General features: G+C 72.9%; 15 protein-coding genes. 6 read left to right on the top strand and 9 right to left on the bottom strand.

Going from position 1 to position 12,177, the window contains the following annotated elements:
• Positions 1–93: 93 nt before the first annotated feature.
• Positions 94–1,863, bottom strand: a complete 1,770-nt coding sequence (locus tag GV126_RS23315; protein WP_159670070.1) for a DAK2 domain-containing protein — start codon at positions 1,861–1,863, stop codon at positions 94–96.
• Positions 1,864–2,152: 289 nt separating this feature from the next.
• On the opposite strand from GV126_RS23315, the gene rpmB reads away from it, so the two are divergent.
• A complete protein-coding gene (gene rpmB / locus GV126_RS23310) occupies positions 2,153–2,338 on the top strand; it encodes a 50S ribosomal protein L28 (RefSeq protein ID WP_003993230.1) in 186 nt (61 codons plus the stop codon).
• A gap of 197 nt (positions 2,339–2,535) precedes the next feature.
• On the top strand, positions 2,536–3,111 hold the full coding sequence (locus GV126_RS23305; RefSeq protein WP_328707347.1) for an AfsR/SARP family transcriptional regulator: 576 nt from the start codon (positions 2,536–2,538) through the stop codon (positions 3,109–3,111).
• On the opposite strand, the gene thiD is transcribed toward GV126_RS23305, so the two are convergent.
• Positions 3,017–3,826, bottom strand: coding sequence for a bifunctional hydroxymethylpyrimidine kinase/phosphomethylpyrimidine kinase (gene thiD / locus GV126_RS23300; RefSeq protein WP_159670068.1), 810 nt, complete (start codon positions 3,824–3,826; stop codon positions 3,017–3,019). The two genes, GV126_RS23305 and thiD, sit on opposite strands and share 95 nt — an antisense overlap.
• Positions 3,823–4,794: a thiamine-phosphate kinase gene (locus GV126_RS23295; RefSeq protein ID WP_159670066.1), complete on the bottom strand. Its 972-nt coding sequence runs from the start codon at positions 4,792–4,794 to the stop codon at positions 3,823–3,825. The genes thiD and GV126_RS23295 overlap by 4 nt, the downstream gene beginning before the upstream one ends.
• A gap of 226 nt (positions 4,795–5,020) precedes the next feature.
• Here GV126_RS23295 and GV126_RS23290 point away from each other — a divergent pair, with 226 nt between their 5' ends.
• Both GV126_RS23290 and GV126_RS23285 read left to right on the top strand, forming a co-directional pair.
• Positions 5,021–5,254 (top strand): Lrp/AsnC family transcriptional regulator, encoded by a 234-nt coding sequence (locus GV126_RS23290; RefSeq protein WP_030612688.1) that lies wholly within the window; start codon positions 5,021–5,023, stop codon positions 5,252–5,254.
• A gap of 21 nt (positions 5,255–5,275) precedes the next feature.
• Positions 5,276–5,773 (top strand): DUF3515 domain-containing protein, encoded by a 498-nt coding sequence (locus GV126_RS23285; protein WP_159670064.1) that lies wholly within the window; start codon positions 5,276–5,278, stop codon positions 5,771–5,773.
• A 39-nt stretch (positions 5,774–5,812) separates the two neighbouring features.
• On the opposite strand, the gene GV126_RS23280 is transcribed toward GV126_RS23285, so the two are convergent.
• The 3 genes from GV126_RS23280 to GV126_RS23270 all read right to left on the bottom strand — a co-directional run bounded on the left by GV126_RS23280 (position 5,813) and on the right by GV126_RS23270 (position 8,978).
• Positions 5,813–6,970 (bottom strand): D-alanine--D-alanine ligase family protein, encoded by a 1,158-nt coding sequence (locus tag GV126_RS23280; protein WP_159670062.1) that lies wholly within the window; start codon positions 6,968–6,970, stop codon positions 5,813–5,815.
• 164 nt (positions 6,971–7,134) lie between these two features.
• A complete protein-coding gene (locus GV126_RS23275; RefSeq protein WP_028425259.1) occupies positions 7,135–8,145 on the bottom strand; it encodes an NAD(P)H-dependent glycerol-3-phosphate dehydrogenase in 1,011 nt (336 codons plus the stop codon).
• Positions 8,142–8,978, bottom strand: coding sequence for a lysophospholipid acyltransferase family protein (locus tag GV126_RS23270; RefSeq protein WP_159670060.1), 837 nt, complete (start codon positions 8,976–8,978; stop codon positions 8,142–8,144). The genes GV126_RS23275 and GV126_RS23270 overlap by 4 nt, the downstream gene beginning before the upstream one ends.
• 187 nt (positions 8,979–9,165) lie before the next feature.
• Here GV126_RS23270 and cofC point away from each other — a divergent pair, with 187 nt between their 5' ends.
• Positions 9,166–9,804, top strand: coding sequence for a 2-phospho-L-lactate guanylyltransferase (cofC, locus tag GV126_RS23265; RefSeq protein WP_159670058.1), 639 nt, complete (start codon positions 9,166–9,168; stop codon positions 9,802–9,804).
• Between the two features lie 222 nt (positions 9,805–10,026).
• Positions 10,027–10,230: a hypothetical protein gene (locus tag GV126_RS23260; RefSeq protein ID WP_028425256.1), complete on the top strand. Its 204-nt coding sequence runs from the start codon at positions 10,027–10,029 to the stop codon at positions 10,228–10,230.
• Positions 10,231–10,307: 77 nt separating this feature from the next.
• On the opposite strand, the gene GV126_RS23255 is transcribed toward GV126_RS23260, so the two are convergent.
• The 3 genes from GV126_RS23255 to leuD form a co-directional block, all read right to left on the bottom strand.
• Positions 10,308–10,943 carry an HU family DNA-binding protein gene (locus GV126_RS23255; RefSeq protein ID WP_159670055.1) on the bottom strand — a complete coding sequence of 212 codons (636 nt, stop codon included), beginning with the start codon at positions 10,941–10,943 and terminating at the stop codon, positions 10,308–10,310.
• Positions 10,944–11,077: 134 nt separating this feature from the next.
• Positions 11,078–11,308 carry an SCO5555 family protein gene (locus GV126_RS23250; protein ID WP_159670053.1) on the bottom strand — a complete coding sequence of 77 codons (231 nt, stop codon included), beginning with the start codon at positions 11,306–11,308 and terminating at the stop codon, positions 11,078–11,080.
• 274 nt (positions 11,309–11,582) lie between these two features.
• Positions 11,583–12,176: a 3-isopropylmalate dehydratase small subunit gene (leuD, locus tag GV126_RS23245; RefSeq protein ID WP_159670050.1), complete on the bottom strand. Its 594-nt coding sequence runs from the start codon at positions 12,174–12,176 to the stop codon at positions 11,583–11,585.
• Position 12,177: the final 1 nt, after the last annotated feature.

Genomic DNA, 12,177 nt, shown 5'->3' with positions numbered 1-12,177 from the left:
TCGGACAATCCGGCACAAGCCACAACAAACGCATGGTCGGTGCGGGCTCAAGGCCCGGGCGGCCGGAGGTCGCGGACCGGAGGGCGGCCCCGGTCACTCCACCCCGACGAGCAGCAGGGATCCCTGCCCGCCGCCGTGATAGACCACGGTGTCCACGGCCAGATAGGACTCGCGGACGTGGTGCTCCAGGTGCTCGGCGACGTCCGGCGGGGCGTCGTCGCCCAGGACCAGGGTGACCAGTTCGCCGCCCGCGGCGAGCATGCGGTCCAGGACGGTCACGGCGGTGGCGGTGACGTCCGAGCCGATCACGGCGACGTCGCCCTCGATCAGGCCGAGGACGTCGCCGGCCTGGCAGATGCCGGCGGTGGTCCACGAGCGGCGCTCGGCGACGGCGACCTCGGCGTGGCGGGTGGCGCCGGCCGCCGACGTCATCGCGACCACGTCCTCGTCGAAGCGGCGCCCCGGCTCGTGCACCGCGAGTGCGGCCAGGCCCTGGACCGGCGAGCGGGTCGGGATGAGAGCCACCCGGACGCCCTCCCCGCGGGCCTGCTCCGCCGCCGCGGCGGCGGTGTCGTACAGCTCGGCACCGCCCGGCAGCAGCACCACCTCGCGCGCGTGCGCGCGCCGCACCGCCTGGACGAGTTCCCCGCTGGCCGGGGGCTCCCCGGGCCGGGCGAGCACCGTGGTGGCCCCGGCCTCGGCGCACAGCCGGGCCAGGCCCTCGCCGGGGACGACGGCGACCACGGCGCGCTGGGCGCGCTCCCGGGGCGGCAGGCCAAGGCCCCCGGTGTGCGCGTCGCCCGCGCCGAAGTGGGTGATCCGGATGCGGTGGGGCCGGCCGGCCTCGACACCCGCCTCCACGGCGGCGCCGGCGTCGTCGACGTGCACGTGCACGTTCCACAGCCCGTCGCCGCCGACCACGACGAGACAGTCGCCGAGCGCGTCGAGCCGCCGCCGCAGCCGGGCCACGGCGGCGTCCTCGGCCTCCAGCAGGTAGATCACCTCGAAGGCCGGGCCGGGCGCGGCGGGCGCGGGCGGCGGCCAGGCGTTTGCCGTCTGCCGTGCCTGCCGCTCGGCGGGCTCCACGCGCGCGTGCGGCACGGTCGCCCGCTCCCCGTCCCCCTGCACGGCGCCCTGCCCGGCTCCGCCCGCCGGTAGCGCCGACACGGCGACGGCGGCCGCGGGGACCGCCGGGGGCGCCTCCCCGGTGAACGTCTCCACCAGGGCGGCGAGCACCGCCACCAGACCCCGGCCGCCGGCGTCGACGACTCCGGCGCGTTCCAGGGCGGCCAGCTGGCCGGGGGTCGCGGCGAGGGCCGCGCGGGCCCCGTCGTAGGCGGCGCGGGCGACCGTGCCGCAGTCGCCCTCGGCGGTGGTGGCCGCCTCGGCTGCGGCGGAGGCGACGGACAGGACCGTGCCCTCGACCGGGTGGGCCACCGCCTGCCGGGCGGAGTCGGCGGCGTGCCGCAGCGCGCGCCGCAGACCGTGCCCGTCGGCACGCGCGCTCTCGCCGTCGTCGGCGAGGACCTGGGCCATGCCGCGCAGCAGCTGGGCGAGGATGGTCCCGGAGTTGCCGCGGGCGCCGATGAGCGCGCCGTGCGCCATCGCGCGGGCGGCCTCGGCCAGGGAGGGGCCGCGCGGACCCGTGGCCGCGCCGCCGGCCTCGTGGGCCGCGAAGACCGCCTCGACCGCCGCGACGGCCGACTCCACGGTCAGGTACAGGTTGGTGCCGGTGTCCCCGTCGGGCACGGGATAGACGTTGATGGCGTCGATCTCCTCGCGCGCCCGCCCCAGCGCCCGCAGCGCCAGCGAGCACCAGGTGCGCACCGCCGGCGCGTCGAACGTCTGCGGCACCTGCGCCACCTGCGCCTCCCTGAGCTGCTGTGCTGCCGAGCTGCACGCAGCGTAGTCCCCGGGCCCGCCGCCCGCCGGAAGAGGCCCGGGACGGGCCCCGGGACGGACGCTGCGGCGGTCATGGTAGTTTCGCTGTACGGGAGCAGCCGTTGTATGCTGCTCCGGTTGCCCGATCCCGATCGGGCTTTTTCCCCTGGCAACGCCACTCGGATTTCAGAATCGCTCCCTGGGAGCCTGAGATCTGGATCCCGGCATGCCGGATCAACCGTAAGTGCATCTGAAGTCTTTGGAGTGACCCGTGGCTGCCAACTGCGACGTCTGCGGCAAGGGGCCGGGCTTCGGCAACAACATCTCGCACTCGCACCGCCGTACGTCCCGCCGCTGGAACCCGAACATCCAGCGTGTGCGTACCGTGGTCGGCGGGACGCCGAAGCGCGTGAACGCCTGCACCTCGTGCATCAAGGCCGGCAAGGTCTCGCGCTGACGCACAGCAACAGCTGGGCTTCTCGTTCGGATCCGACCTGATCCGAACGAGAAGCCCACAGCGCGCGGCCACTGCTGGTTCGCTGCACTGAGCCGGTCCACCTCCGGGTGGACCGGCTTTTTGCCGTACCCGGGTGAGGGCGCGCATCCCAAACGCATCCCCGGCGCAGGACCCCACCACCTGCCGGAATCCGGGGAATGCGCTTCGGCATCCTGGGTCCGCTGGACATCCGTACCGACGACGGCACCCCGGTCGCGCCGGGCGGCCCGCGCCCCCGCGCGCTGCCCACCCTGCTCCTCCTGGACGCCGGCCGGCCCGTCTCCCCGCAGCGCCTGATCGACAGCCTGTACGGCGCCGAGCCGCCCGCCGGGGCGGCGAGTGCCCTGCATTCGCAGATCTCGCCCCGCAGTCGCAGATCTCCCGCCTGCGCAGGCGCCTCGGCCCGCAGGCGGCCGTGGAGGCGGTCCCGGCCGGCTACCGCCTGGCCGTCCCGCCCGACGCGGTCGATCATCCACCGTTTCGAAACGCTGGTCGAGCAGGGGGGCGGCCTGCTCGCCGCCGGCGATTCCGGCCGGGCCGGTGCCCGGCTGCGCGAGGCGCTGGCCCTGTGGCGCGGCCCGGCGCTGCCCGACCTGCCGGCGCGGCGGAAAAGGCGGCCACCGCCATCGAGCTGCGCGCCTACCCGGCGGTGTGAGTCCCGCGGAACCGCCAGCCGTGGTCCACCGGGCCGATGCCCGTGCCGAGCGCGAAGCCGGCGGCGATGGCGCCGGTGACGTACTGCTTGGCCGCCGTGACGGCCTGGGGCACGGCGTCGCCCTTGGCGAGCTGGGAGGCGATCGCGGAGGCGAGGGTGCAGCCGGTGCCGTGGGTGTGCCGGTTGTCGAGGCGGGGGGCGCGCAGCCAGTGCTCCTCGGAGCCGTCCGTGAGCAGGTCCACGGCCTCGCCGGACAGATGCCCGCCCTTGATCAACACCCAGGCCGGCCCGTACGCCAGGACGGCCGACGCGGCGTCGCGCAGCTGGTCCTCCGAGGTGACCTGGACGCCGGTCAGTTGGGCCACCTCGTCGAGGTTGGGCGTGGCCACGGTCGCCACCGGCAGCAGTTTCGTGCGGACCGACTCCACTGCGGAGGCGGCGAGCAGCGGGTCGCCGTGCTTGGAGACGCCGACCGGGTCGACGACCACGGGGGCGTCGGTGCCGGCGATCAACTCGGCGACGGTCTCCACCAGTTCCGGTGAGGACAGCATGCCGGTCTTGACGGCCTGGACGCCGATGTCGTCCACGACGCTGCGGTACTGGGCGCGCACGGCCTCCACCGGCAGCTCCCAGGCGCCCTGCACGCCGAGCGAGTTCTGCGCGGTCACCGCGGTGAGCACGCTCATGCCGTGCACGCCGAGGGCGAGCATCGTCTTCAGGTCGGCCTGGATGCCGGCGCCGCCGCCGGAGTCGGAGCCGGCGACGGTGAGCACACGAGGGGGTGCGGCGCTCATGACTCGACCTCCCCGTCCCCGAAGTGGTCCCAGCCGCCCTTCTTGGTCCACGGCGCGCCGTCGACCGTGACCTGGGGCAGGGCCGAGGGGTTGAGCACTTCGCCGATCACTTTCCAGCGGGCCGGCAGTTTCACGTCCGGCGGGAAGGTGGCCACGATCGCGTGGTCCTCTCCCCCGGTGAGCACCCACTGCAGCGGGTCGACTCCGACGGCCTGCCCGATGTCGTTCATCTGTGAGGGGATGTCGATGGCGCCGGAGCGGATGTCGATCCGGACCTTGCTGGCCTCCGCGATGTGCCCGAGGTCGGCGATCAGCCCGTCGCTGACGTCGCACATGGCGGTGGCGCCGAGCCCGGCGGCGGCGGGACCGGCGTGGTACGGCGGCTCGGGACGGCGGTGGGCCTCGACGAAGGCGCGCGGGGAGCGGAAGCCGCGGGAGAGCACCGCGTACCCGGCCGCGGACCAGCCCAGCCAGCCGGTGACGGCGACGAGGTCGCCGGGCTGGGCGCCGGCGCGGGTGACCGGCTCGTGGTTGCGCAGGTCGCCGAGGGCGGTGATGGACACCGTGATCGTGTCCCCGCGCACCACGTCACCGCCGACCACCGAGGCGCCGGCGACCTGGCACTCGTCGCGCAGGCCGTCCATCAGCTCGGTGGGCCAGGTCACCGGGAGTTCGGCGGGGACGACCAGGCCGAGCAGCAGCGCGGTCGGCACGGCGCCCATGGCGGCGATGTCGGCGAGGTTCTGCGCGGCCGCCTTGCGGCCCACGTCGTACGCCGTGGACCAGTCGCGGCGGAAGTGCCGCCCCTCGACGAGTATGTCGGTGCTCGCCACGACCCTGCGGTCCGGGGCGGCGACCACGGCGGCGTCGTCGCCGGGGCCGACCCGGACCGCCGGGGTGGTGGTGAGACGGGAGGTGAGCTCCCTGATGAGCCCGAACTCCCCGAGCTCACCAACAGTGCCCTTCATTGTCCTTTCGCCCCTTCTGTCCCTGCTGTCGCTGTACGGCCCTGATCGCGTCCCGGTCGCGCGTCCGCGCGGTCCTCGCTACGGTCGTAAGAACCGTCACCTTCTGTCCTACCTGCACCCCGGCGCGCGGGCCACGTGCTCCGCGGGTCTCCCCGCGGCACACGGCGACGCGGTACCGTGGCGTTCCTTTTCCCCACATGATCCTCGTGGCCGCCCTGGAGGTTCCGTGGTACAGGCGTACATCCTGATCCAGACGGAGGTCGGCAAGGCGTCGACCGTCGCGGAGACGATCAGCAAACTGCCCGGAGTGATCCAGGCCGAGGACGTGACAGGACCGTACGACGTCATCGTGCGGGCGCAGGCCGACACCGTGGACGAGCTGGGCCGCATGGTGGTGGCGAAGGTCCAGCAGGTGGACGGCATCACACGCACCCTGACCTGCCCGGTCGTGCATCTGTAGCCCCCGTCTACCCTTGGCCCGGTGAGTTCCTTCCGCCACCGGCTTCACGGCCTGCCCGCGCTCGCCGTGCCGATCGCCGCCGTACTGATCACCGTCACGGGCTGTTCCTCGAGTGACGACAGTGCCACCGCCGCGGTTCCCCGCCCCGACGCGGCGGTGACGAAGCTGTGCCGGAACCTGGACAAGGCGCTGCCGCGGAAGGTGGACGGGCTGAGCCGCACGGATCCCCGGCCCGCCTCCGTGCTGACCGCGGGCTGGGGAAGCCCGGCGATCATACTGCGCTGCGGTGTCCCGCGGCCCGCCGCGATGGACGACCCGGAAGCGGACGGCGCGGACGTGAACGGTGTCGGCTGGCTGCTGCAGAAGCAGAGCGACGGATCGTTTCGCTTCACCACCACGCTGCGCCTGGCCTACGTGGAGGTGACCATCCCCGCGGACCGCACGGAGCGCGGCGTGGCCCCGCTGGTCGACCTGGCCCCGGCCGTCAAGAAGGCGATCCCCGAGGGGATCGCCGACTGACGCCGCACCACCGCGGGGGCCGTACGGCCCCTACGGTGCTCAGCGCAGCCCGGTCGGGCGCCGCAGCGCCGCCTGCACCAGGCGGTCCACCAGCTCCGGGTAGGAGATCCCGCTGGCCTGCCACATCTGCGGGTACATCGAGATGGGCGTGAAGCCGGGCATGGTGTTGATCTCGTTGATCACGAACTCGCCGTCCTCGGTGAGGAAGAAGTCCGCGCGGACCAGGCCCTCGCAGGAGGCCGCCTCGAACGCCTCGACGGCGAGCCGCTGCACCTCGGCGGTCTGCTCCTCGGTCAGCGGGGCCGGCACGACACCGGGCGTGGAGTCGATGTACTTGGCCTCGAAGTCGTAGTACGCGTGCGCCTGGGGCGGCGGGATCTCGGCCGGCACGGAGGCCCGCGGGCCGTCCTCGAACTCCAGCACCCCGCACTCGATCTCGCGGCCCCGCAGCGCGGCCTCCACCAGGACCTTCGGGTCGTGCCGCCGGGCCTCCTCGATGGCCTCGTCCAGGCCCGAGAGGTCGTCGACCTTGGTGATGCCGATGGACGAACCGGCGCGGGCGGGCTTGACGAACAGCGGCCAGCCGTGGTCCCCGGCGAAGTCGATGATCTTCTTCCGGGCGGCGGAGGTGTCCCGCTCCCACTCGCGCGGCCGGATCACCACGTACGGGCCGACCTTGAGCCCGAAGGAGGTGAAGACCCGCTTCATGTACTCCTTGTCCTGGCCGACCGCCGAGGCGAGCACGCCGGAGCCGACGTAGGGCACGCCGGACAGCTCCAGCAGGCCCTGCAGGGTGCCGTCCTCGCCGTAGGGACCGTGCAGCACCGGGAAGACGACGTCCACCTCGCCGAGCGCCTTGGGCACCGAGCCGGGCTCGCTGTAGACGACCTCGCGGCTGCCGGGGTCGGTGGGGAGCACCACGCCGCCCTCGTGGGACTCGGCGAGGTCGTCGACGTCGGGGGTGCGGCGCTCGGTGATGGCCATGCGCTCCGGCTCGTCGGCCGTGAGCACCCAACGGCCTTCCCGCGTGATGCCGATCGGCAGGACGTCGTACTTGGTCCGGTCGATCGCCTTGAGGACGGCGCCGGCGGTGACCGTGGAGATCCCGTGTTCGGAGCTGCGCCCGCCGAACACGACGGCCACGCGCGGCTTGCGCGTCGGCTGCTCAGGGCTCTGGGGAAGGTTCTCGGTGCTCATATCGCGATGAGAGTACCCGTTGGTATCCGCCGCGTCAGCGCCCGCTCGCCCGCCGTCGCTCAACGTCGCACGGACGGCGCTCAGCGTTGCGCCGGGCGTGGGCCCGCACGGTCGCGCCCGGCGCGCGATCGCGCGCGACCGGGCGCGGACAGGGGCGGACGGGCTCAGCGGCGCTCGGGCTTGGCGCTGCGCGACATCAGCTCCTTCAGCGCCGCCACCGGGGACTTGCCCTCGTGCACGATGCCGACGACCGTCTCCGTGATCGGCATGTCGACGCCGTGCCGGCGGGCCAGATCCAGCACCGACTCACAGGACTTGACGCCTTCGGCGGTCTGCCGGGTGACCGCGATGGTCTCCTGAAGGGTCATGCCCTTGCCGAGGTTGGTGCCGAAGGTGTGGTTGCGCGACAGCGGCGAGGAGCAGGTGGCGACCAGGTCGCCCAGGCCGGCCAGGCCGGAGAAGGTCAGCGGGTCGGCGCCCAGCGCCATCCCCAGCCGGGTGGTCTCCGCCAGGCCGCGCGTGATGAGCGAGCCCTTGGCGTTGTCGCCGAGCCCCATCCCGTCCGCGATGCCGACGGCCAGGCCGATCACGTTCTTCACCGCGCCGCCCAGTTCGCAGCCGACGACGTCGGTGTTGGTGTACGGGCGGAAGTACGGGGTGTGGCAGGCGGCCTGGAGCCGCCGGGCGACGGCCTCGTCGGTGCAGGCCACCACGGCCGCGGCCGGCATCCGGGCGGCGATCTCCCGGGCCAGGTTGGGACCGGTGACCACGGCGATGCGCTCGGCGGGGACCTTGGCGACGTCCTCGATGACCTCGCTCATCCGCATCGCCGACCCGAGTTCGACGCCCTTCATCAAGGAGACGAGGACGGTGTCCGGCGCGAGCAGCGGCCGCCAGTCGGCGAGGTTGTCGCGCAGGGTCTGGGAGGGGACGGCGAGCACGGTGAAGTCGGCGTCGCGGGCGGCCTCGGCCGGATCGGCGGTGGCCCGCAGGTTCTCCGGGAGTTCGACGCCGGGCAGGTAGTCAGGGTTGGTGCGGGTGGAGTTGACCGCCTCGGCGAGCGCGGGGCGCCGGGCCCACAGGGTGACCTCGCAGCCGGCGTCGGCGAGGACCATGCCGAAGGCGGTGCCCCACGATCCGGTGCCGAAGACGGCCGCCTTGACCGGTTGGCTCACGTGCCCTGCCCCTCCTCCCGGACGGCCTCCGGCGCGGCCGGCTCCGGCCTCCTCCCGGACGCCACCGACTCGCCCTCGGCCCGGGCGCGGGCCTGCGTCTGCGCCTGCGTCCTGCGGCGCTGCTCGATGCGCTCGCGGCGCGGATCGTATGGCACGGCCGGGGCCTTCTCGCCGCGGATCTGCTCCAGCTGGCGGGTGATGGCCGCCATGATGACCTCGGTCGCCTCCTTCAGCAGCTCCGGGGTCATCTCCCGGTCGTAGAAGCGCGAGAGGTCCACGGGCGGGCCGGCCAGCACGTGATGGGTCTTGCGCGGCAGCAGGTTCGGCTTCTTCGCGTACGGCGGCAGCAGTTCGTTGGCGCCCCACTGGGCGACCGGGATCACCGGGCACTTGGTCTGCAGGGCGACCCGGGCGGCGCCCGTCTTGCCGGTCATCGGCCAGCCGTCCGGGTCGCGGGTGAGGGTGCCCTCGGGGTAGAAGGCGACGCACTCGCCGCGCTGCACGGCGTCGATGGCGGCGCGGAAGGCGCTCAGCGCGTCGGTGCTCTCCCGGTAGACGGGGATCTGCCCGGTGCCGCGCATCGCGGCGCCGACCAGCCCCTTCTTGAAAAGCCCGCTTTTCGCCAGGAATCGCGGGACGCGACCGGTGTTGTACTGAAAGTGGGCGTAGGCGAAGGGGTCGATGTGGGAATTGTGGTTCACCACGGTGATGAATCCGCCCTCGGCCGGAATGTTCTCCATTCCGCGCCAGTCCCGCTTGATCAGAACCAGCAGCGGCGGTTTGCAGATCACCGCTGCGAAGCGGTACCAGAAGCCGATTCTGCGGCGGGGCACGCGGACACCTTCCTCTAGGACTGCCCCCGGGGCCGGGGGCCGCACAAGTGTCGCCCCAGGCCGCCGGTCTGTCGAGGACACCGTACGCCCGCCGTCCGCCGCGACCGCCGTCACCGGGCCGCCCCGCCGCACGGGCCCACCCGGCGGCCCGGGGAGAATGTCCGTGACGAGAGAGGGACGAACGCCTGTGCAGTGGACCCTGGTCATCCCCCTGAAACCCCTGGCCCTGGCCAAGAGCAGGCTGTCGGAGGCCGCCGCCGACACCGTGCGGCCGGCCCTCGTCCTCGCCTTCGCGCAGGACACCGTGGCGGCGGCGCTGGCCTGCCCGGCGGTCGCGGATGTGGCGGTCGTCACGGACGACGCCGAGGCCGGGCGGGAGCTGAGGGCGCTGGGCGCCCGGATCGTCCCCGACGCCCCGGGCGCGGGGCTGAACGCCGCGCTCGCGCACGGCGCCCAGGCCGTACGGGCGCTACGGCCGGAAAGTCCCGTGGCGGCCCTGAACGCCGATCTCCCGGCGCTGCGGCCCACGGAATTGGGCCGCGTTCTGACGGCGGCGGCGGAATTCCCGCGCGCATTTCTCGCCGATGCGGCGGCCGTCGGCACCACCCTGCTCACGGCCGCTCCCGGCCACGCATTGCGGCCCGCTTTCGGCCCGGATTCCCGCGCCCGCCACCGTGCCTCGGGCGCGGTGGAACTGGGCCTCGACGCGGTGGATTCCGTACGGCAGGACGTGGACACCGGCGACGACCTGCGCGCCGCCCTCGCGCTCGGCGTCGGCCCCCGCACGGCGACGGCGGTGGCCCGCCTGCTCATCCGGGAGGAGTGAGCGGCGGCACGGCCCCGGCCGGCACTCGTCCCGTGCCGGGGCGGGGGCGCGGCACGAGCACGGCGTCCACCGGCCACCGGTCACCGACCACCGGCCCCAGCCCCAGTCACCAGTCACCAGTCACCAGTCACCAGTCACCAGTCACCAGTCACCAGTCACCGGCTACTGTCCACCGGCCCCTGGGGTCACCCGGCCGTCAGGGCGGGGCAGTAGGCTGCCGTCATGCAGGCGACCGCATACACGTACGACCCCGAAAGCCGCAGCGGGCAGGTGCTGCTGGACGACGGCACGCCCGTGCCGTTCGACGCGGCGGCGTTCGACGCCGGGGGACTGCGCCTGCTGCGGCCGGGGCAGCGGGTGCGGATCGAGACCGAGGGCGAGGGCGAGGGGCGGCGGATCACCCTCGTGACGTTGCAGACCTTCTGAGCCGAAGCGGTGCTCACACGCCGCGGGCCGGGCTCCCTGAGGAGCCCGGCCCGGCGTGTGAGTGCCCTGGTGATCCCCTACTTGCTGCGGGCGGTCGTCTTCTTCGCGGCGGTCTTGCGGGCGGTCGACTTCTTGGCGGGGGCCTTCTTGGCCGTCGCCTTCTTCGCCGGCGCCTTCTTGGCCGTGGTCTTCTTGGCGGCGGTCTTCGTGGCCGTCGTCTTCTTGGCGGCGGCCTTGGTGGGCGTCGCCTTCTGGGCGGGGGCCTTCTTGGCGGTGGTCTTCGCCGCCGTGGTCTTCTTCGCGGTGGTCTTCTTCGCCGCACCCGTCGTCTTCTTCGCCGCGGCCTTCTTGCCGACGGCCTTGGCGATGGTGGCGGGCGGGCCGGACAGGCTGCCCTTGGGGGCCTTCTTCACCGCGATGTCGTTCTTCGGGAGCTTCTTCGAGCCGCTCACCAGGTCCTTGAAGCCCTGGCCGGCCCGGAAGCGGGGAACGGAGGTCTTCTTGACCCGCACCCGCTCACCCGTCTGCGGATTGCGGGCGTAGCGCGCCGGACGGTCCACCTTCTCGAAGGACCCGAAGCCGGTGACCGAGACCCGGTCTCCCGCGACGACCGCGCGGACGATGGCGTCCAGTACCGCGTCGACGGCGTCGGCGGCCTGCTGCCGGCCGCCCATCTTGTCGGCAATCGCTTCTACGAGCTGCGCCTTGTTCACGTCTTCCCCTTCGGAGACCTTGCCAGAACGAAAGTGTTCAAGCTTTTCGCACGTTAGGCAGATATATACCGCAAATCAAACACGAAACGGGCTAATCACCCTTGTGCCGCAGCAGACTCGGCGGTCTCGGCTGCTCAGCGTTCCTCGCCCGGGATTCGCCCCTCGTCGAGGTCTGCCGTGAACCGCTCCAGACGCCTTGCCGCACCGGCGAGATCGTGTTTGGCCGCGGCCGTAATGACCAGCAGCTTCCGGGTCAGCGCCATCCGTACGCCCTCCGGGACTTGCAGTGCGCGCACTCTTGCGTGCGCTTGTTTGAGCTGGGCTGCGACCGCCGTATAGAGCTGGAGTTGGCCGTCGTCGTCCATGCACAGATTGTGCCATCTGGGGCGAGTTGTCGCCTGCGCAGGGGGCAACTGCCGCCGTGCGCGGCCCTGCCGGCCTCCGCGGAAGGCGGGACTCCGCACCTCGTGTACCCCGGCAAAAACCGCTCTAACGTGGGCAGTTGACCGCGTCCGTGACAGCACGCCGGGTCGTCCGGGTCCCAAAACGGCTGTACCCCCGATCGTGGCGATCGGGGGTACAGCGGGGGGTGCGCGGTGGCCGAAACCCGACGGTCGGGGCGCCGGCCGCGGGGCCGGATCAGACCGGCAGGGTGCGCGGCTTGAAGGAGGGACGCGTGGCCTCGTACGCGGCGATGGCGTCCTCGTTCTGCAGGGTGATCGAGATGTCGTCCAGGCCGTTCAGCAGCCGCCAGCGGGAGTTCTCGTCCAGCTCGAAGGAGGCGGTGATGCCCTCGGCACGCACCTCACGCGCCTCGAGGTCCACGGTGACCTCAGCGGTGGGGTCCTTCTCCACCAGCTCCCACAGCGCCTCCACGATCTTCTGGTCCAGGACCACCGTGAGCAGGCCGTTCTTCAGCGAGTTGCCGCGGAAGATGTCGGCGAAGCGAGCGGAGATCACGGCCTTGAAGCCGTAGTTCTGCAGCGCCCAGACGGCGTGCTCGCGGGAGGAGCCGGTGCCGAAGTCGGGGCCGGCGACCAGGACGGTGGCGCCCTGCCGCTCGGGGCGGTTGAGGACGAACTCGGGGTCCTTGCGCCAGGCCTCGAACAGACCGTCCTCGAACCCGTCGCGGGTGACCTTCTTGAGCCAGTGGGCGGGGATGATCTGGTCGGTGTCGACGTTGCTGCGGCGCAGCGGGACGGCCCGGCCGGTGTGCGTGGTGAAAGCTTCCATG

The organism is Streptomyces mexicanus (assembly GCF_902506575.1).
Lineage (GTDB): Bacteria > Actinomycetota > Actinomycetes > Streptomycetales > Streptomycetaceae > Streptomyces > Streptomyces mexicanus.
The sequence above is the reverse complement of the archived record's forward strand: the minus strand, read 5'-3'. Positions and strand labels throughout refer to the sequence as shown.

Coding starts and splice junctions, on each gene's coding strand:
- GV126_RS23305 (WP_328707347.1), top strand. CDS start 2,536: ATGCGCTTCGGCATCCTGGGTCCGCTGGACATCCGTACCGACGACGGC.
- thiD (WP_159670068.1), bottom strand. CDS start 3,826: ATGAGCGCCGCACCCCCTCGTGTGCTCACCGTCGCCGGCTCCGACTCC.
- GV126_RS23295 (WP_159670066.1), bottom strand. CDS start 4,794: ATGAAGGGCACTGTTGGTGAGCTCGGGGAGTTCGGGCTCATCAGGGAG.
- GV126_RS23280 (WP_159670062.1), bottom strand. CDS start 6,970: ATGAGCACCGAGAACCTTCCCCAGAGCCCTGAGCAGCCGACGCGCAAG.
- GV126_RS23260 (WP_028425256.1), top strand. CDS start 10,027: ATGCAGGCGACCGCATACACGTACGACCCCGAAAGCCGCAGCGGGCAG.
- GV126_RS23250 (WP_159670053.1), bottom strand. CDS start 11,308: ATGGACGACGACGGCCAACTCCAGCTCTATACGGCGGTCGCAGCCCAG.
- leuD (WP_159670050.1), bottom strand. CDS start 12,176: ATGGAAGCTTTCACCACGCACACCGGCCGGGCCGTCCCGCTGCGCCGC.